General features: G+C 49.9%; 18 protein-coding genes, 1 tRNA gene and 1 pseudogene. 9 read left to right on the top strand and 11 right to left on the bottom strand.

Annotated elements, in window-relative coordinates; all coding sequences use genetic code 11:
* The first annotated feature begins 39 nt into the window (after positions 1–39).
* From murB to AWQ21_RS16010, 3 genes and pseudogenes are all read left to right on the top strand, one after another.
* The gene (murB, locus tag AWQ21_RS00525) at positions 40–984 is read left to right on the top strand and encodes a UDP-N-acetylmuramate dehydrogenase (protein ID WP_065712857.1); all 945 of its coding nucleotides are present in this window, start codon (positions 40–42) and stop codon (positions 982–984) included.
* A 127-nt stretch (positions 985–1111) separates the two neighbouring features.
* Positions 1112–1444: a YbaB/EbfC family nucleoid-associated protein gene (locus AWQ21_RS00520; RefSeq protein WP_065712856.1), complete on the top strand. Its 333-nt coding sequence runs from the start codon at positions 1112–1114 to the stop codon at positions 1442–1444.
* Between the two features lie 167 nt (positions 1445–1611).
* A pseudogene (locus AWQ21_RS16010) lies at positions 1612–2452 on the top strand (IS630 family transposase).
* 57 nt (positions 2453–2509) lie between these two features.
* Here AWQ21_RS16010 and AWQ21_RS00505 read toward each other — a convergent pair.
* From AWQ21_RS00505 to AWQ21_RS00480, 6 genes are all read right to left on the bottom strand, one after another.
* Positions 2510–4513 (bottom strand): caspase family protein, encoded by a 2004-nt coding sequence (locus AWQ21_RS00505; RefSeq protein ID WP_065712853.1) that lies wholly within the window; start codon positions 4511–4513, stop codon positions 2510–2512.
* Positions 4514–4646: 133 nt separating this feature from the next.
* Positions 4647–4720 (bottom strand) — tRNA-Asp (locus tag AWQ21_RS00500).
* A 126-nt stretch (positions 4721–4846) separates the two neighbouring features.
* Positions 4847–5584 (bottom strand): isoprenyl transferase, encoded by a 738-nt coding sequence (locus AWQ21_RS00495; RefSeq protein ID WP_157094678.1) that lies wholly within the window; start codon positions 5582–5584, stop codon positions 4847–4849.
* A 15-nt stretch (positions 5585–5599) separates the two neighbouring features.
* Positions 5600–6487: a diadenylate cyclase CdaA gene (gene cdaA / locus AWQ21_RS00490; RefSeq protein WP_065712851.1), complete on the bottom strand. Its 888-nt coding sequence runs from the start codon at positions 6485–6487 to the stop codon at positions 5600–5602.
* Positions 6488–6649: 162 nt separating this feature from the next.
* A complete protein-coding gene (lysA, locus tag AWQ21_RS00485; RefSeq protein WP_065712850.1) occupies positions 6650–8038 on the bottom strand; it encodes a diaminopimelate decarboxylase in 1389 nt (462 codons plus the stop codon).
* A gap of 97 nt (positions 8039–8135) precedes the next feature.
* On the bottom strand, positions 8136–8462 hold the full coding sequence (locus AWQ21_RS00480; RefSeq protein ID WP_065712849.1) for a hypothetical protein: 327 nt from the start codon (positions 8460–8462) through the stop codon (positions 8136–8138).
* A 639-nt stretch (positions 8463–9101) separates the two neighbouring features.
* On the opposite strand from AWQ21_RS00480, the gene rimI reads away from it, so the two are divergent.
* Positions 9102–9656, top strand: a complete 555-nt coding sequence (gene rimI / locus AWQ21_RS00475; protein WP_198159667.1) for a ribosomal protein S18-alanine N-acetyltransferase — start codon at positions 9102–9104, stop codon at positions 9654–9656.
* 123 nt (positions 9657–9779) lie between these two features.
* Here rimI and AWQ21_RS00470 read toward each other — a convergent pair whose 3' ends face one another.
* Positions 9780–11069 (bottom strand): glucose-1-phosphate adenylyltransferase, encoded by a 1290-nt coding sequence (locus tag AWQ21_RS00470; RefSeq protein ID WP_065712848.1) that lies wholly within the window; start codon positions 11067–11069, stop codon positions 9780–9782.
* A gap of 309 nt (positions 11070–11378) precedes the next feature.
* Here AWQ21_RS00470 and AWQ21_RS00465 point away from each other — a divergent pair, with 309 nt between their 5' ends.
* Genes AWQ21_RS00465 through thrB form a run of 4 tightly spaced genes read left to right on the top strand, consistent with a single transcriptional unit; the run spans position 11379 to position 14269 of the window.
* On the top strand, positions 11379–12119 hold the full coding sequence (locus tag AWQ21_RS00465; protein ID WP_065715140.1) for a pyridoxine 5'-phosphate synthase: 741 nt from the start codon (positions 11379–11381) through the stop codon (positions 12117–12119).
* Between the two features lie 53 nt (positions 12120–12172).
* Complete coding sequence (locus AWQ21_RS00460) at positions 12173–12496, top strand: MgPME-cyclase complex family protein (RefSeq protein WP_065715139.1); 324 nt, start codon at positions 12173–12175, stop codon at positions 12494–12496.
* A gap of 30 nt (positions 12497–12526) precedes the next feature.
* A complete protein-coding gene (locus AWQ21_RS00455; protein ID WP_157094677.1) occupies positions 12527–13330 on the top strand; it encodes a hypothetical protein in 804 nt (267 codons plus the stop codon).
* A gap of 21 nt (positions 13331–13351) precedes the next feature.
* Complete coding sequence (thrB, locus tag AWQ21_RS00450; protein WP_065712846.1) at positions 13352–14269, top strand: homoserine kinase; 918 nt, start codon at positions 13352–13354, stop codon at positions 14267–14269.
* A gap of 43 nt (positions 14270–14312) precedes the next feature.
* Here thrB and AWQ21_RS00445 read toward each other — a convergent pair whose 3' ends face one another.
* Genes AWQ21_RS00445 through AWQ21_RS00430 form a run of 4 tightly spaced genes read right to left on the bottom strand, consistent with a single transcriptional unit; the run spans position 14313 to position 17007 of the window.
* Complete coding sequence (locus tag AWQ21_RS00445) at positions 14313–14852, bottom strand: Uma2 family endonuclease (protein WP_157094676.1); 540 nt, start codon at positions 14850–14852, stop codon at positions 14313–14315.
* A gap of 41 nt (positions 14853–14893) precedes the next feature.
* On the bottom strand, positions 14894–15391 hold the full coding sequence (locus tag AWQ21_RS00440; protein WP_065712845.1) for a 2TM domain-containing protein: 498 nt from the start codon (positions 15389–15391) through the stop codon (positions 14894–14896).
* Positions 15392–15422: 31 nt separating this feature from the next.
* On the bottom strand, positions 15423–15725 hold the full coding sequence (locus AWQ21_RS00435; RefSeq protein WP_065712844.1) for a hypothetical protein: 303 nt from the start codon (positions 15723–15725) through the stop codon (positions 15423–15425).
* Between the two features lie 16 nt (positions 15726–15741).
* On the bottom strand, positions 15742–17007 hold the full coding sequence (locus AWQ21_RS00430) for an MFS transporter (protein WP_065712843.1): 1266 nt from the start codon (positions 17005–17007) through the stop codon (positions 15742–15744).
* 146 nt (positions 17008–17153) lie between these two features.
* Here AWQ21_RS00430 and msrP point away from each other — a divergent pair, with 146 nt between their 5' ends.
* Positions 17154–18131, top strand: coding sequence for a protein-methionine-sulfoxide reductase catalytic subunit MsrP (gene msrP / locus AWQ21_RS00425; protein WP_065712842.1), 978 nt, complete (start codon positions 17154–17156; stop codon positions 18129–18131).
* The last annotated feature ends 9 nt before the right edge of the window (positions 18132–18140 follow it).

The following is an 18140-nucleotide window of genomic DNA, read 5'->3' as shown; positions in this document are numbered from 1 at the left end:
GCGCTTTTAACCTTTGCCCCCTAGACCCGGAAATACGCCATGGTTTGCTCCCCTTCCCGTTCCCAGATTGCTACTAATGTGACAACCCCAGGCGACGGCAAGAGCCTGATTCAAGCTCAAGTCCCCTTGGCCCACTACACCTCCTTTCGGGTTGGAGGAAAGGCGGAATTTTATGCAGAACCCAGCACTTTGCTGGAAACAGAAGCCTGTTTTGAATGGTATCTCAAGCATTTATCGGGGTTTCCCCTAACGATTCTGGGGGCAGGCTCTAACCTTTTGATCAGTGATAAAGGTATTCCTGGCCTCACCATCAACACGAAAAAATTACGCTATTACCATGCCCAAGAGGACGATGGCATTCTCGTAGCCAGTGCAGGGGAACCCATTGCCCGCCTTGCTTGGAATGCGGCGAAACGGGGTTGGAAAGGTCTGGAGTGGGCCGTGGGCATTCCGGGAAGTGTCGGCGGGAGTGTAGTGATGAATGCGGGCGCCCACCAGGGCTGTGTTGCCAATCAACTGCTGTGGCTCAAAGTTCTTAACCCCGACGGTACCATTCACCAGCTCCAACCGGCAGATCTCGATTACCGCTACCGCACCTCTAATCTCCAGGGGGGCGATCGCCTGGTTTTAGAAGCAGCCTTTCAACTGGAACCCGGTTTTGATAAAGCAGCGGTACGGACGGAAACCAATCGGAATCTCCGGATGCGCAAATCTACCCAGCCCTACCATTTACCCAGTTGTGGCAGTGTTTTCCGCAATCCCTATCCCCAGGCAGCGGGTCATTTAATCGAACAAACGGGGCTGAAAGGATATCAAATTGGCGGTGCCCAGGTGGCCGAACGCCATGCCAATTTTATTGTCAATTGTGGTGGCGCTAAGGCCATGGACATTTTCCAGCTAATTCAACATGTTCAAGAACAGGTGGAGCAGAGCTGGCAGGTTTTACTCAAACCCGAAGTCAAAATTCTGGGAGATTTTTCCTAACCCCCGGCAGAAAATCCCTCGGTGGCGTCAAATAGTGCCAAGAGGTATTAAGATAGGTTACGGATTAGATGCCCTGGGGGTCTGATCTAGACGAGACAATCACTAACATCATTATTTTGTAAGGACTATGGCACAAGGATTTGGACTCGGGAAAATGAAAGAGCTGGCCGCCGCATTCCAGCAAGCCCAAAAGGTACAGGAAGGGGCGAAAAAACTCCAAGAAGAACTGGAAGCGATGAACATTGAAGGCACCAACGCCGACGGTTCTGTAAAGGTCGTCCTCAGCGGTAACCAGGAACCACGGGGTGTCAAAATTTCCCCAGAGGCGATCGCCAAGGGTGCAGAGGAACTCTCGGCTGCTGTTTCCGAAGCTCTGACTGATGCCTATACCAAATCCACCGAAACCATGCGCACCCGGATGGAAGAGCTGACCAGTGGCCTCAACCTTCCTGGTCTCTAGGATTTAAAAAATCATGAATCTGGCGAGTTTGGGCTGCTGAAAACAACCATACCAAGCCCTAATCCTTTAGCTTAAAAAACTAGTAGTTTTTGACCCCAGGGTTTCGTCTCGGGGGTTTTTTCTTGTTTGATTTTATAGTAAATTCGAATAAAGAATGGAGGAAAAAGATGTATAGCTTAGACCTCAGAACAAGAGTGGTGAACTTTGTCCGCTCTGGCGGCAGCAAAGCAGAGGCTGCAAGACGCTATGAAGTTTCAGAAGCGACAGTCTATAGTTGGCTCAAGCGTCCCGACCTGAAACCAACAGTAGTGAATCGTCGTCGTCGTAAGCTCGACTGGCAAGCAGTCGCCGAGCATGTCAGGCAGTATCCAGAAGCAAGACTGCTCGATAGAGCCAAGCACTTTGGGGTGACCACAAGTTCAATGCATTATGCCCTCAAACAGATGAAGATAACGAGAAAAAAAACAGCAAAAATATCGAGAGCGTAACCATCGAGAACGGCAACAATATCTCAGAGAACTACGAGAGTTACTCCAAAGGGTAGGAGCAGAGAAATTAGCCTTTATCGATGAATCAGGTTTCGATAACCGCGTGCATCGAAGACATGGATGGGCACCCAGAGGTCAGAAATTATTTGGAGAGAGGACAGGAAAACGCGAAAAGCGAGAGAATCTGTTGGCCGCTCGACAAGAGGGCAAGATGATTGCCCCGATGTTGGTCACAGGAAGCGTGAATGCCATCTGTTTTGAGACATGGTTATCCCATTGGTTGATGCCGCAGCTGAAGGAGAACTCAATATTAGTCATGGATAATGCTCCAATTCACCGCAAAAGCAGGATAAGGGAACTCGCCGACCAGAAGGGTCACATCGTCAAGTTTCTGCCAAAGTACTCCCCAGATTTCAACAAAATAGAACATGATTTTGCTGCTCTCAAGAAGAGAAGGGAATATTTGCCGGAGGGAACCAGTCTTGACCAGCTTATTAGAGATTATTGCGATGACCCTTAATCCTCTAGAACTTATTCGAATTAACTATATTTTTTAAAATTGTGCCAAGCCCCAAGATTATGATGATGCATCCGCTTCTACAACGGTATAGGTAAAGCGCAAACCCGCCCACTGGGTTGTCGAGAAAACGTAATTTTCTTTATTGGGTTCTGTGCCTTCCGGAGGAATTGCTTGCAAATCGCTGAGGAGAGCTTGAATCAGGGGTAGAGGTTTTTCGAGTCTCTGGGGAATGGTTTCTAAATCTCCAAAAAGTTGGGTGGCCTGGTCTTGGAAATTTTCAAAGGGGCGATCGCCAATGATCCAATAGGTTGTCCAGAGCCCGGGGGGACGTAAAGCTGTAAATTCGAGGGGGCTGACCGCTGTTGCCGAAGGGAGTTTTAGGCTTTCCTTTGAGGTCAGCAACAACAATTCCTGTTTCGGACTTTGGGCAAAACCCAGACAAAAGAGGGGTTGCGTCCCGGTATTTTCCAACTGATATTGCCCCTTTTCTCCCACCGTAAACATCGGCTGAGGATTGGGATTGCTCTTCGATTGCCCCAGGCTGAAGGGCGTCGTTTTTGCTGTCAGCAGGGTTGAAAAACGATCTAGACGTTGGACACTCAGTTTTAAGGGTAGTTGAGTACTGGTCTCGTTCACCAATAGCCGGAGCCATTTCAGGGCTAATAATTGCTCTAGGCGGGGCAGGAGTCGACTCACTGAAGATTTGATCGCTTCATTATCACTGGCTGGCACCACACCGGGGACAATTTTGCCGGAGTTTGTGGTCAACTGATAGGCGCCATCAAAAACATAATCTACCCAATCTTGGGGGTTGCTCACACTGGCGACATTGGTCAGACTTGCAAAAGCACTGGTAGCATCTACCCGTTCGATGCGACTGAGATCCTCAGCAAGGGCAATTTTTAAAGCGAGGTTGCGGGGCAGGTGACGTTTGGTTTCTTGGAGCGCTGTGCCAACGGTGACATTCGGAGTAGAGGCTTTCCCTTGGCCGAAGACCCCTGCTTTCCCGCTGAGTTGGAAAATCGGTGCGGTTTCGGTGCGGATTGTTAATTCACTACCAGGGGCGATCGCCTGCAAAATCTCCGGTTCAAAGCCCCCCAAATAGACTTCTAATCCTGTGGGATTTTGGCTGAAAATCTTCCCTGTTGCGGGCAACGTATCAGTGGGAAGCGTGCCATAGAGGGGGGCGGTTTTGGCGCCCAAAAATGTCATTGTCGCCGGCTGAGTCTCATCCTTAGGTAGACGAACAGTGAGGTTCGCCTGGGCCGTGGCTACTGTCACCATTGGGTCATAGGCGGAGAGGTATTGCCCAAGGGCTGCTGTAAAAAGCCCCGTCATCACGCCGTTAATTTGTACTTCTGCGGTAATGCCCTCGGTGGCAGCCCAGAGTTGGATTACAGGCGATCGCCCCAACGCAAAACTAGAACTTGGTTTAACGGTGCTGGTTTCGGGGACAACGGCGGGGGCGATCGCTGTTCCCTCAGGATAAGTGCGGGGTCGCCAATAGGCAGCCGGAGGCCGGGAGCCGGGGTCAAAACTAGTATCTAAGACGAGAATCCCCTGGGCTGGATTGAGATCTTCGATTAATGCCTGGAAAGTGCTCAGGGCGATCGCCTCCGGGCCAGATTTTCCGGGGAGCACAAGGGCCGGCATCGGTTCCGGAGCCGCTGGGTCTGTGACTAGCCGAGTACCATAGCCGCTGAAATGTACAAAAACCAGATCCTCCGGTTTCACCCTGGTCTTGAGGTCTGTTTGAAACGTTGTAAAAATACCATTGCCACTGGCTTGCTCATTACGGAGGGTGATAATATCCGTTGCCGCAAAACCAAAACGAGACTCTAGCAAATGTTTCTGGATTTTTAGATCCTGCTGACAACCCCCCAGATTATGGTCTTGACCATAGTGGTCAATGCCGATGAGTAGCGCGATCTTGCGGCCGCGAAATTGACTGAGAGCCTGGGCAGATTGGTTAAGAGTAGATGGCTGTAAATACGAAGAAAACCCTAGGGCACCACAGGTCAACCCCAAAGCTTGTAAAAAATCACGCCGACGCCATGCCATCCTAGTTCACTGCCTTTGAAATTCTGATATCAGCCTACCAGTACATCACTATTCCTGGCTAGAGCTGTTTATCGCATTGCATCGCAATATCCATACCAATGGCCATAAGCCGATTGAATCGTTCTTTGTTGTACGGGACTGACGGGACTCGAACCCGCGACCTCCTGCGTGACAGGCAGGCATTCTAACCAGCTGAACTACAGTCCCAAGTGGTTTAGGTCACTTTCAATAATATAAAGTCAAAAATTATAGATGTCAACTCCTTTTTCCATTTTTTTTTCAAGCAACCCCCAAGGAGGACTTTAGGCGATTTTCCTGCATTTTCCGGGGGGCTTAAACGGTGGCTTTGCCAAAGCGGCGTTCCCGTTTCTGAAAGGCTAGGAGAGCGCGATGGAGTTCGGTTTTGTCAAAATCAGGCCAGAGGGTGGGAGTGACATAAATTTCGCTATAGGCCATCTGCCACAGCAGGAAATTGCTCAGGCGCATTTCACCACTGGTGCGAATCAAAAGATCGGGATCCGGGATGCCGTGGGTATAAAGGTGATCGTTAATCAAGGTTTCATTGATATCGCTGGGTCGGAGTTCCCCGGCGGCAACTTTAGTGGCGATCGCCCGACAGGCTTGGACTAATTCTTGGCGTCCGCCGTAGTTGGTGGCGACGGTAAATTGAATACCGTCATTATGCTCGGTTTGAATGACAGAGCGTTGAATTTCGGCCTGGAGAGAATAAGGTAGGGAGGTCAGATCGCCCACAAAGCGAATTTGAATTCCTTTTGCCGCCCAAATTTTAATTTCCCGCCGCAGCACCTTTTCAAACAGGGTCATCAAAAATTCCACCTCAGTGGGGGGACGCCGCCAATTTTCGGTGGAGAACGCATAGACCGTGAGGGCATGGATCCCCCAGTCTTGGCAGTAGGTGAGCATATTGCGGATCGTGTCTACCCCTTTTTGGTGCCCCATAATTCTGGGTAAACCACGCTGTTGGCCCCAGCGACCATTCCCATCCATAATGACAGCGATGTGTTTGGGAAGTTTTTGGGGATCGAGGTCAGCGGGCAAAGGATGAACCATAGTTACAGTCAAAGGTTAATCTTTGTTGGTGAAAGGGAGATTCAGTTGCCGGAGAAACTTGAGTAAATCTTCCCCTTGAGATTTTAGCTGACGACCCAGGTCACCTAGGGACGGCGTTACAGATTCGCGATCGCCTGAACCAAAATACTCTAGAAGTAAGTCTTTGAGTTCACTACTCGTCAGAGGGCGATTCAGCTCACCTCCTTGGGCTAGGGAAATGGAGCCTGTTTCTTCAGAGACTACGACACAGACACAGTATTCAATACGTTCGGTAATGCTTCTCGCGGCTAAGTGCCGACTTCCCAACTGGCGAGAAGTAAATTTATCGGAGAGTTTAAAGAAAACTTTAGCCGCAATAATCCGGGAATCACGAATCAGGATAGAGCCATCATGGAGAGGATTTTTGTCATAAAAAATCGCCTGGATCAGTTCCCGTGAAACTTCAGCATAAACCGGAATTCCTGGCTGAGCAAAGTCCTTCTTATCCGTGGTATCAATGGGAGTTGGAGAAGTCTCAATGAGGATTAAAGCACCGGTACGGGAACGAGAAAGTTCTTTAACCGCATCCACAATTCGATCTAAGACTTCATTTTCTGGATCCATACTGTGGGATTTGACAGTCTTGAGAAGGCCTTTAATATTTCCCTGACCAAGCTTTTCTAGGAGTTGACGCAATTGGGACTGATAAGCAACGGCGATCGCTACCGCTGCGATGCGTACCAGTTGATCTAAAACAGCCGCTAGATACTTTAACTGATAATAGCTTGCTAATTTGTCAGCAATAATCAGCACCAAAAAACCCCGAATAACCCGGAGTGTCGGTTGATCCCGAGTAAAAATTGCCGCATAAATTAACAGCACTGTCAGCGCAATATCCGCAATGTTTAACAGCCAATCTGGCATCCTCTATTACCGCTACTCCAGCACAACCAATAACTTCCATCAGACTCTATCATGTCATGGCGAGGATAACCTTGGGCAAAGAAAAACGGGGTGGGCGATCGCCTCAATTGGGCTTCCCCACCTACCCCGTTTCCCCAAAATTGTTCAACCAATGAAAACCGATTAGCCTTGACGTAGCCGCTCCGGTAAACAATCCTGACGCACCAAATCCTCCAGGGTTTCTCGACGGATGATCAATTGAGCCTCCCCGTCATTCACCAGCACTGCTGCCGGGCGACCGATGCGATTGTAATTCGAGGCCATACTGTAGTTATAGGCCCCCGTCGCCAGCACTACGAGGATATCCCCCGGTTGAGGCATGGGCAGTTGGGCATCCTTGATTACCACATCCCCCGACTCACAATGTTTACCCGCCACCGTGATAGTTTCTTCACAGGGGGCAGACAGGCGATTAGCAATAACGGCTCGGTACAGAGATTGGTAGGTAATGGGGCGGGGATTATCAGACATGCCGCCATCTACAGAAACATAGGTACGAATTTCTGGCACAACCTTACGACTCCCGACGGTGTAGGCGGTAACACAGGCACTACCGACGAGGGAGCGCCCCGGCTCTACGATCAATTTCGGTAGCGGAATCCCATGGCTCCGGCAGGCTGCTTCGAGGGATTGGGCGACATTTTGTGACCAAGCTTCAATGCTGGGGGGATCATCGGACTCAGTATAACGGATTCCTAAACCGCCCCCAAGATTGAGAATTTCAGGGTTTAAACCATAGTCAGCAGCTTTTTTGTACCAACCCGCAAGGACATCTCCGAGATCTTTGTGGGGTTGTTGTTCAAAGATTTGCGACCCAATGTGGGCATGGAGACCAATGCAGTTTAAAAATTCAGCCTGGCTCACTAATTCAAAGGCCGCTTCGATTTGGTTCGGGTCAAAGCCAAATTTGCTATCTAAATGCCCGGTGCGGATATATTCGTGGGTGTGGCATTCGATGCCGGGGGTGAGGCGCAAAATAATCTTGGCTGTTGTTTGGCGATCGCCCGTTAAGCCCTTGAGCAATTCCAACTCAAAGAAATTATCAACAATAATCGTCACCCCTTCATCGAGGGCAAAATTTAACTCCTCGCGGGATTTGTTGTTGCCATGGAAGTAAATCTTTTGCGGGCTTACTCCAGCTTTGAGAGTTGTGTAGAGTTCTCCTCCAGAGACCACATCAAAGCCTAACCCTTCACTGTCGACAATAGCGCAGATGGCCATGCAACTCCAGGCCTTGGATGCGTAAATCACGAGGGATTCGCCACCATAGTATTTCTGGAAGCTATCACGGTATTGGCGGCAGGTAGTTCTTAGGGTCTGCTCATCGAGGATATACAGCGGAGAACCATATTGTTTCACCAACTCAATTACATCGCAGCCTCCCACCACCAAGTGATCCTGGCCATTTACGGTGCTGCTCAAGGGCATTAATGCTTGGTTGGGAGACAAAACATCTGGACTTTGGGGCAGATATTGCCGACCTGTATTGTCAGTGGAGGCTGCGGTTAACATAAGCAATTACTTTGTGGTTATCTTTAACTAGATTCAATAGAATCACAGGTAAATAAGGATACCGAAAAAATAATCACCCTTGCTATGGTAATGTCGGCTATTTGCCTAAATTTTCATTGGCGTTGGTCGTTGTCGTTTGATCACCATCCCGACTCGTCGTCGTGTTTGTATTTTCGCCGCTGCTCGAAGTATTATCCACGTTATTACCACCGTCTTTACTGAGACGAACACGAATGGTGCTGCCGTTATCGGCTTTGATGATAATTTCTGTACCATTTCTGCCCTCAGACACGGTCATAGAGCCACCGTTAAATTCCTGGGCCATGGCATTGTGACTAAACCCAAAAAGGGAACCGCCGCACAGAGCGACAACGGCCATACTTTTTAAAGCAATTGCTTCGAGAGTTTTGTTTTGTTTTTGCATCGTTTGTGCGTGAAATCTACTGCCATTGTACGGATGAATCAAAAAACTGTTTAAAAATTTTTATCGGAAAGTCGGCGTAAAACCCTGCCTCTTTTAGAGCGGGGATATAAGCCGAGCGACTGACCAAAGGGAAGAAGCATGCCAATATCGAGTGGCATTTTGTTACACTGCATTCTAGCGGGGAGGGTAATCAACCGCTTTAAAAACCCAGTAGCCTCACGGCACTACGCTGAACCTTGACAATCAAAGATATCGGGTTCTATCCAATTGTTCTAGGTTCCCCCTGTGGATAGGTAAAATCCTTGCAGGAACTAGACGACCAGCATTTGAAACAAAGGGTTTCAAGTCAAACAAACATTGGAGAAATTCAACTACCCAGGGGCACTGGGGAAGTAACGCTTGGGGAGAGAACCACCTCTGGTTAGGGCTTCGCAAGGAATCCTAGGTAAGTGGACTCGCTGAACCAAGAATCCCCTCACCTTTAGGCAGGGGAGTGTCAAAAATTAATTGTCCTTGTTGCTGGCAGATGATTTTTCGCGCCACCCTAAAATTTTGATAATTGAACCGAGTGTCCTCCAATTCTTTTGTTGTTCAGGTTTGATACACTTTTCAAGTGTTTTGTTAATGGTGGTGAGATTTGTGAGTGCAGTTGCTTTATCGGTGCAGCTTTTGACGGAACAAACGCTACCCCAAGCCTTGGTTTTAGATCAACTCTGTTTTGGTGGCCTTTGGTCTAAGGATGGCTACCTGCGGGAACTGGAAAGTCCGAATAGCACCTTGCTGATTGTGCCGGCGCCCCATGATCCAAATAAATTATTGGGGTTGGGTTGTCTCTGGGCAATTGTCGAGGAAGCCCATATCACCCTCATGGCGGTTCATCCAGAAGTGCAACGGCAGGGTTTAGGGCAGCTCATTTTATTGGGCTTACTCCGGGATGCTTGGCTGCGGGGTTTAGAGCGGGCCACCCTCGAAGTCAAAGAATCAAATCAGCGGGCGATCGCCCTCTACGAAAAATTTGGTTTCACACTAGCCGGACGACGTAAAGGATACTACCAAGACACCGGAGAAGATGCCCTGATTATGTGGCGTAAGGGTTTAGAGCAGCCCGAATTTGCCATCCAATTAGAAGCCTGGGGAACTACCGTTTCCCAACGACTCCAACAACACCACTGGTCTTGGGCCCTCGATAGTTAAAGGCGAAAAAGGCGATCGCCTCTGGCAACAAAAAAACCCCGCCTCACCGAGAGACAGGGCACATTGCCTAGACAAAAAAATGTGATTTAAAAAGAATTTTTAAAACAAAAGTCGCAACCAATCCTAAATGACCGTGCCATCAGGAATAATGGCATTTTTCAGGACTACCGTAATGCCGCTGCGAATGTAGTAGCCAAGTTCCTCGCGGTTTGACTCCTCCACATTTTCCTTATTGACGATCATCACGTTTTTACCAATGCGCGCGTTTTTATCCACGATCGCCCGGCGAATTGTCGAACCTTCCCCAATCCCAATGGGAGGCTTGCCACGACGAAGACAATCCTGACGCTTTTCATAGGGCTGGTAATAATCAGCACCCATAATCATCGTATCTTCGATGGTGCAGTCCGCTTCGACGCGGGTGCGAATGCCGAGAACTGAGTGATGAATGCGGCAGTTTTTAATAATGCAACCTTCGCTGATCATCGATTCTGTCACGTCAGCGTTGAGAACCTTCGTCGGTGGTAGATAGCGGGCGCGGGTATAGATCGGTGCCTTTTCGTCATAGAAACTAAAGGGCGGGATCGGCTGCTTCGTCAAGCCAAGGTTTGCTTCATAGAAAGCTTCGATGGTACCAATGTCTGCCCAATAATCATCAAAAAGATAGGCTTGGACGTTGTAGTCTTTCGCCGCATCAGGAATAATTTCTTTCCCGAAGTCGGTTTTATCTTGACCTTCTCTGAGGAGATCGAGGAGCACCTGTTTCTTAAAGACGTAGATCCCCATCGACGCGATGTAGGGTTTTTCTTTCGCTTGTTCTGGATCAAGACCCAAGGACTGGGTATCGACCTGCATTGCCCTGAGGGCTTCACCGGTGGGTTTTTCGCTAAAGTCCACCACACGACCATTGGCGTCAATTTTCATCAACCCAAAAGCAGGGGCTACTTTTTCGCCCACGGGAACTACAGACAGGGTAATGTCTGCCCCTGTGTCACGGTGGCGCTGGATAAATTCGCGGTAATCCATGCGGTAGAGATGATCACCGGAAAGGATGATGTATTCATCGACATCCCAGTCTTCTAGAAGCCAACTGTACTGTCGGACAGCATCAGCGGTGCCTTGGAACCAATCGGGATTTTCTTTGGTTTGTTGGGCTGCGAGTACTTCGGTAAAGCCTTCGGTGAACCCGGTAAAGTTGTAGGTTCGACTAATGTGACGATTTAAAGATGCTGAATTAAATTGGGTTAAAACGTAGATTTTATGAATTTCAGAATTAATGCAATTGCTAACAGGAATATCAATTAGACGATATTTGCCTGCTAGAGGTACTGCGGGCTTAGCTCTGAGTTTTGTTAGCGGATATAGGCGAGTACCTGCGCCGCCGCCAAGTATGATTCCTAGGACTCGTTTCACAAAAAAGACCTCACGACTGCCTTTGACCTCTGTGTCAAGTGTATGACTGGAGGGGGGATCTCGAAAAGTAACAATTCAAACTTTTTCGGGATTTTTTCCCCAGAATCCATCATAGGTCTGATTTTCACCGACGTCATTTTAAGATTTGGGAATCGTTTATTTAAGGGCGATCGCCGCCTCTAGAAATTCAGCGGGGGATCGCAGTAACCTGCTGCAAATTCCGCGCAATGTCCCTTCCATCTCCTTTGGCAACCCTGATAAAATAGGGCTTTGGTTTTCTTAACTTATCCTCTAAGCTTATTTTCCCTAATGGTTTCCCCAAATCCTCGCCTGACCCTCGGTGTGAATATTGACCATGTTGCGACGATTCGTCAAGCGCGACGCACAGTAGAACCAGACCCGGTGGCGGCGGCAACCTTAGCAGAACTGGGGGGGGCCGACGGCATTACGGTACACCTGCGGGAAGACCGGCGCCACATCCAAGACCGGGATGTCAAAATCCTGCGGCAAACGGTGCAGTCCCACCTGAATTTAGAGATGGCCCCAACGGCGGAAATGGTGGCGATCGCCCTAGACATTCAGCCTGACTATGTGACCCTCGTCCCTGAAAAACGCGAGGAAATCACCACCGAAGGAGGCATTGACATCGTCGGTAATTTTGCCCGATTTGAAGAAGTAGTCGCACAACTCCAGGGGGCCGGGATTCCCGTCAGTTGGTTTATTGATGCCGAGCTCGACCAAATCGAAGCAGCCCAGAAAACTGGAGCGCAATTTATTGAGTTGCACACGGGGAAATATGCTGAAGCCCAGGATTCAGAGCAGCAACAGGCAGAACTGGCCAACCTCAAAACCGGTGCAAAACAGGCGATCGCCCTGGGGTTGCGGGTCAACGCTGGCCATGGCTTAACCTATCGTAATGTTTACCCAGTGGCTTGTATTGAGGGCATGGAAGAGTTAAACATTGGGCATACCATCATCAGCCGCGCCGTTTTGGTGGGCTTAGAACGGGCCGTTCGGGAGATGAAGCTTGCCATGTGGGGACAGTTGTAGGGTATCTTTACTGGAACAAAAACATTTATAAATCTTTCTATATTGAACAAGTGATGACGACCTATCATTTCGCCCTTGCCAGCCAAAAATTTCTCTTTGAAGAAGAACCCTTCGAAGAAGTAATCAAAGAACGCATCCGCCACTACGAAGAACAGGGCAAAGAACGGGATTTTTGGGTCGTGAAAGAGCCCGCCTTTATTAATGCTCCCAGCCTCAAAGAAGCCAGTGAAAAAACCCCCAAACCCTGTGTGGCGATCATCTCAACGAAGAAGCAATTTATTACTTGGTTAAAATTACGGTTGGAGTACATCTATGTCGGCGAATTTGAGGCTCCCTCTGAGGAAATTCCAGAGCCCCTCAAGTCCCTAGCCGCCTAGACTCCCCTATTCTTTCTGGCGAGTGAACTTATGATGGGCAATTTCTGGAAACCGTTGATTGGGCTTGGTCGTGCTGCTTGCATCGGCAGTATCGCGGCGATCGCCTTTGGCCCCCCCAGTATTGCCCAGCGGAGCTTATCCCAATGCCAGCCGCCCCAGGGCGCAGAGTTTTTGGTCTTGGTCTTTACCCCGTCCCAACCCCTCCAGGCAGAAGTACGCAGTCAAGTGAGCCAGACCCTGCCGGAAAATCAACAGGCGGTGGTTTGTGAATATGATGGCAACGTTCTCAGTCGGGTCGGAGGCTTTACAGGCCTCGAAAAGGCAACTCAATGGGCTGAATATTTTGGGGAAGCGGTGGGTTTACCCTTGATGGTGATCACCCCAGTAGATAGTGATTTGGCCCTCGAAACCAGCCAAGCGCCGACCATTCCTCCCATGGCAACGGCGATCGCCCCGGATATGGTAGTCGAAACCACCCAGACGTCAACCCGTAATGTTTCTCTACCCCCAGCCCAGCCCCAGGCGGCAGCAAAATCTACACCTCCCATCGTGACCCAAGGGCCAGCCAGCTTCCAACCCCAAGGACTCCGGGGCGGATTCGGGGTGCTGGTAGAATACGGCGGTAATTTGGCGATCGCCAATCAGTTGCAGCGTTTAATGGGTCAAAATATTGGCTTGGTCGCCTATGGGGGACGCGGTTATCTGCTGGCGGCCCACACCGCAGACTCGGCCCGAATCACCGAATTGTTAAATCGTCTCAATCAAAATGGCCTCGGGGCGATCGCCGTTCCTGCCGATCAAGTCATTCTCCTGAAGGCCGACATTCGCCTTTGATTTGTTTTTTTGAAAAAGTTTATGACCACCATCCACGTCCAAGTCCCTGCTACCACTGCGAATATCGGCGCTGGGTTTGACTGTTTAGGCGCTGCCCTGAGTCTCCATAACCAGTTCCAATTTCGTCTCACTGGGGAAAGTGAGCCATTTTTCAGCCTTGAACTCGTCGGCGCAGATGTGGAAACCCAGAAGCTCGAAGCCACAGCCGACAATCTGCTCTACCGGGCCTTTGCCAAGGTGTTTGAAACCCTTGGTCAGCCTGTCCCCCATGTGAATATTGCCATTGATCTCAAGGTGCCTTTGTCCCGTGGGCTGGGCAGTTCAGCGACGGCAATTGTGGGTGGCTTAGTGGGCGCCAATGCCCTGGCCAGATCTCCCTTGGGCCAGCGGGAAATTATGAACCTTGCCATCGAGATGGAAGGCCACCCCGATAATGTGGTGCCTGCCCTGTTGGGGGGTTGTCAACTGTCGGTGAACCATCGGCAGGATTGGGTCATTTGTCCGTGGGCCTGGCACGAAAATGTTGTGCCGGTGGTGGCAATTCCTGATTTTGAGCTATCTACAGAAGAAGCGCGCGCTGTCTTGCCCCAACAGTACGCCCGCGCCCAAGCAATTTTTAATGCGTCGCGGTTGGGTTTGTTGCCCCACGGTTTAGCGCAAAATAATCCTGAATATTTAACGGCGGCATTGGATGATCAAATTCATCAGCCCTACCGAAAAAATCTGATTAAAGGCTATGAGCAGGTTCAGCAAGCAGCGATCGCCGCTGGGGCCTATGGCATGGTGATTAGTGGCGCTGGCCCGACGTTATTAGCCCTTGCTACACCAGAAAATGCATCCCAAGTCGCAACGGCGATGCAAACCGCTTGGGAAGGGATTGGCGTCAAGGCGATCGCCCACGTTTTAGAAATTGACCAACGGGGCACGGTCATCCTCTAGGGAATGGATCGCGATGCTCGGCTATTGACGGAGAATTTTTAGCTTAATGCTGCTGGGTCATGGCGATCACGGTTTCTACCGTCAGTTTTTTGATGTCCCCTAAAGTCGGTAAAACGTTATCGCCAGCGTAAATAATGGGTAGCTCATCCTGCTCCCAAACCCAAACCCGTTCCCGCTGAATATCGATCAACCAAGCTAATGCTGTGCCTTGTCCCAAGCAATGCAGGATTTTATTTTGGAGATCGAGGGTGCTCTGATCGAGGGAGCGAATTTCAATCAGCCAGTCCGGTGCTCCCTGTAGTGGGCCATCTTCTATTAATCTTTCTGCTCTAACAACCACAATATCCGGCACCGGCGATAGGGGCGGCACAAGGCAACGCAATTCCTGAATCGCTTCATATTCGGTGGTTTGCTGGTTAATGGCGTTGACCAAATTGCGCTGGAGACGGGAGTGGAACAGAGATGGCATCGGTTTTTGTTTCGCAGCACCAAACAGAAATTCCCAAGCAGGCGAAGCTTCAATATTTTTCTGGCGTAAAAAATCGTCTAATTCAGTCGCTATGGGTTTAGGAATCTGGGTCATGGGCTTGGGTCGGCAATGATGACTGGATCAAGTTTGCGAATCTAAGAAATGCCCTTGAGGAATTCCTGGGTTTTTTGCCAAAGGGTTTGGACAGATTCTTTGAGCTGCATTTTGCGGTCCCATTTTTGAAACTCGGTTTCGTAATCGGTGCCGCTGGTTTGCCAGAGTCGCCAACTCCGCAAAGTAAAAAAGAGACCCCACAACAGCAGCACATACAGAGACCAGGAGGGATGTCCGGTATCGAGGGTATCCAGGCCAACGAGGAAGCTGTTGATGATGCTGAAGCGGATCGCCCGATTCTTGAGGCGTTGACGGCGATATAAATTGAATTCTTGCTTTTTGCTAGTTTCAACCTTGAGGTCGAGCCAAGTCTGTTCGGCGGCGACGAGGTCGGTTTGGGGGATCCCGAGATCAGCGGCAATTTCTTCGAGTTGGCTGCGGGTCAGTTCGCCATCGGTATCCCGGCGGGCGATCGCCAATTGGAGAATGGCTTGGATATCTTCAACTTGATAGGTGTCGGGCCCTTGGGGTGCGCTCATCAATGCATCGCAACGGAATGGTTTTCTTCCATTATGCCGAATGATTTTCCTCTGCGACGGGGGCGATCGCCCCAAATTCGGCTAACAACGTTTGGGCTTGGCTCGGATTGCAATAGATCAATTCCAATAATTCATCGGGGCTCATCTTAAGCAACTTGGCATAGAAACCCACCTCTCCCATCACGCGCGCTTCCCCCTGGCGTAGGTACATGGATAGGCAATGGTGGGCTTGGGTTTCCACGGCGCGGCCCGTCCGAAAAAAAGCAAGGGCATGGAGCAAACGATCTTCGTAGGGGGCAAGGGGAGGCAGGGAAAAAGGTTCGGGATGTTTCATCTTAAAAGTGACTAAACTATGGCTGATTTAAAAATTTTTGGGCATAGCGATCGCCGGTGCGCCCAAGGGCAAATTTGAGGGAGGTACTAATTTTGGCATTGCCCTGGGTAAGGAAAATAAACAAAGAAAACAGAGCTAACCCAGCGGCGATCGCAAAAATCCCTTGATAACCGACGGTCTGGGTGACGGTGCCAAGCAACAAACCCGCCAGGGCAATCCCCACATCAAAGCCGCCAATACAAATAGAATAAACCTTTCCCCGCTCCGCACTGGAGGAACGATCCGACATCAGGGCAATCATCATCGGTACCAGCGTACCCGCCCCCAAACCTTCCACTGCCCCCGCCACAACAAACCAGGGAGTACTGATAGCGTGGTTGAGGATCAGCATTGTCGCCGCGTAACAAAGCAGACTCCCGCTAATAAACAGACCACGCCCCAGGGTATCGGACGCTTTTCCCACTAGGATACGACTGCTAAAACTAGAAATTGCCGCTGCTCCATAGAACAGACCGACATTAAAATTTAAGCCCAGTTCCCGGATGTAGAGGGGAAGAAACGTCACTAAAACGCCAAACACCAAGCCAATGCAGAGCATAATTAGCGACGGAATATAGAGTCCCTTATGGCGAAACAGTTCCGGGTAATCACGGTTAGTTTCCCCTTGGTTGGGCACCAGAGAATTTTTATTAATGGCGATCGCCTGGGGATTAGATTCTTTAGTCTGACTGGCAAGGAGCAAAGCCCCCACCCCGCACAGACCCGACGCCGCAAAGATCCACGGGTAATCGACGACACCCAAGAGATAGCCCCCCAAAACTGGCCCAATGGACATTCCCACCGGAATCGCCAAACTCATGTAACTAATTACTTCACCCCGGTTTCGTTCTGGGGCCAAATCTACGACTAGGGCACTGTAACCCGTCGTAAAAGCCGCAATACTAATGCCATGGAACGCCCGCCACACCATCATCTGGGGAATCGAATTTAAGAAAATATATCCCCAAGGGGCGATCGCCACCACCACAGCCCCAATGAGAATCACCCGTTTGCGGCCTTGCTCATCGACCATTTTGCCGAGGCGGGTGCGGGCCAACAGCAGACCGATGGCAAAGCAACCCATCACAAAGCCCACCTGCTGATCCGTTGCCCCCAGATCTTGGATATAAGCCGGGAGCACCGGCAATAAACTGGTCATACTCAACCAAAATCCCAGGGCCGCTAAAAATAACAAGCCCAAATTCCAGCGCATTTCCGGCTGGAGCTGCAAAAAAACCTTCACCTAAATTTCCCCAACAATTGCTTGTATAGATGGCACATCTTTACAGATTGTAAAGGGATGTTAACAAAGTTGGGGACAGAGGCCCTCGGCAAAATACGTTAGATTTTTAAAGCACACAATCCTATTCGTCTCCTGTAAAACCCGTCATGGTGCTGTTTAAAGTCCCCCCCAGCTATACTCTTTCCGAAAACCTCGTCACCACCGAAAGCGTCTATTGGAATCGCCGCAAATTTATCAAAACCCTTCTGGGAGCCGGGGTGGGCATTGGCTTGGCAAGTTGTCAGTCCCAAGATCAGCAGTACAGCGCCCTCCGTGAAACTTTAGATTTGCCCAAACTAGACGCGATTAAAAATCCTAACTTCCAAAAAATTGGCGATCGCCCGATCACCAAAGAACTCTTTGCGGGTCAGTACAATAATTTCTACGAATTTGGCGGCACCAAAGGCATCTGGCAAAACGCCCAAAATCTCCCGACCAAACCTTGGCAAGTGGAAGTGGGCGGCCTCGTGAACAATCCCCAAACCTACGATATCGACGACCTCAAAACGAAATTCCCCCTCGAAGAGCGCATTTATCGCTTCCGTTGTGTAGAGGCCTGGTCAATGGTGCTGCCCTGGATTGGTTTCCCCATGCGTGAACTGATCAAAGCCGTCGAACCTACAGCCCAAGCAAGATTTGTCCGCTTCACCAGCTATTACGACGAGAATGTCACCTACGGCCCCAGTTTCCACCTGGGGAATTTACCCTGGCCCTACACCGAGGGACTGCGCATCGAAGAAATGAATAACGAACTCGCCTTCTTTGCCCTAGGAATCTATGGCCACGATCTGCCGAAGCAACACGGTGCCCCCTTGCGGACGGTGATTCCCTGGAAATACGGCTTCAAGGGGGCAAAATCCATCGTCAAGATTGAATTCCTCGCGGAGCAACCAGCTACCTATTGGAACACCATCGACGGCCATGAATATAAATTTGAAGCCAACGTCGAGCCCAATGTCCCCCATCCCCGCTGGTCTCAAGCCACCGAAAAATTTATCGGTAATACCCCAGAATTTAGCTGGGAGATGAAGGAAACGCTCCCCTACAACGGCTACGGCGAATATGTTGCCAGCCTCTACAGTTAGGACTAATTA

The sequence above is a fragment of the Picosynechococcus sp. PCC 7003 genome (genome assembly GCF_001693255.1).
Classification (GTDB): Bacteria; Cyanobacteriota; Cyanobacteriia; order Cyanobacteriales; family MRBY01; genus MRBY01.
This window is presented reverse-complemented; position numbering and strand designations above follow the sequence as displayed.

What these genes read in the sequence shown, in the direction of transcription:
- murB (WP_065712857.1), top strand. Translation starts at nt 40, where the DNA reads ATGGTTTGCTCCCCTTCCCGTTCCCAGATTGCTACTAATGTGACAACC.
- AWQ21_RS00520 (WP_065712856.1), top strand. Translation starts at nt 1,112, where the DNA reads ATGGCACAAGGATTTGGACTCGGGAAAATGAAAGAGCTGGCCGCCGCA.
- AWQ21_RS00505 (WP_065712853.1), bottom strand. Translation starts at nt 4,513, where the DNA reads ATGGCATGGCGTCGGCGTGATTTTTTACAAGCTTTGGGGTTGACCTGT.
- AWQ21_RS00495 (WP_157094678.1), bottom strand. Translation starts at nt 5,584, where the DNA reads ATGGTTCATCCTTTGCCCGCTGACCTCGATCCCCAAAAACTTCCCAAA.
- cdaA (WP_065712851.1), bottom strand. Translation starts at nt 6,487, where the DNA reads ATGCCAGATTGGCTGTTAAACATTGCGGATATTGCGCTGACAGTGCTG.
- lysA (WP_065712850.1), bottom strand. Translation starts at nt 8,038, where the DNA reads ATGTTAACCGCAGCCTCCACTGACAATACAGGTCGGCAATATCTGCCC.
- AWQ21_RS00480 (WP_065712849.1), bottom strand. Translation starts at nt 8,462, where the DNA reads ATGCAAAAACAAAACAAAACTCTCGAAGCAATTGCTTTAAAAAGTATG.
- AWQ21_RS00465 (WP_065715140.1), top strand. Translation starts at nt 11,379, where the DNA reads ATGGTTTCCCCAAATCCTCGCCTGACCCTCGGTGTGAATATTGACCAT.
- AWQ21_RS00460 (WP_065715139.1), top strand. Translation starts at nt 12,173, where the DNA reads ATGACGACCTATCATTTCGCCCTTGCCAGCCAAAAATTTCTCTTTGAA.
- AWQ21_RS00455 (WP_157094677.1), top strand. Translation starts at nt 12,527, where the DNA reads ATGATGGGCAATTTCTGGAAACCGTTGATTGGGCTTGGTCGTGCTGCT.
- thrB (WP_065712846.1), top strand. Translation starts at nt 13,352, where the DNA reads ATGACCACCATCCACGTCCAAGTCCCTGCTACCACTGCGAATATCGGC.
- AWQ21_RS00445 (WP_157094676.1), bottom strand. Translation starts at nt 14,852, where the DNA reads ATGACCCAGATTCCTAAACCCATAGCGACTGAATTAGACGATTTTTTA.
- AWQ21_RS00440 (WP_065712845.1), bottom strand. Translation starts at nt 15,391, where the DNA reads ATGAGCGCACCCCAAGGGCCCGACACCTATCAAGTTGAAGATATCCAA.
- AWQ21_RS00435 (WP_065712844.1), bottom strand. Translation starts at nt 15,725, where the DNA reads ATGAAACATCCCGAACCTTTTTCCCTGCCTCCCCTTGCCCCCTACGAA.
- msrP (WP_065712842.1), top strand. Translation starts at nt 17,154, where the DNA reads ATGGTGCTGTTTAAAGTCCCCCCCAGCTATACTCTTTCCGAAAACCTC.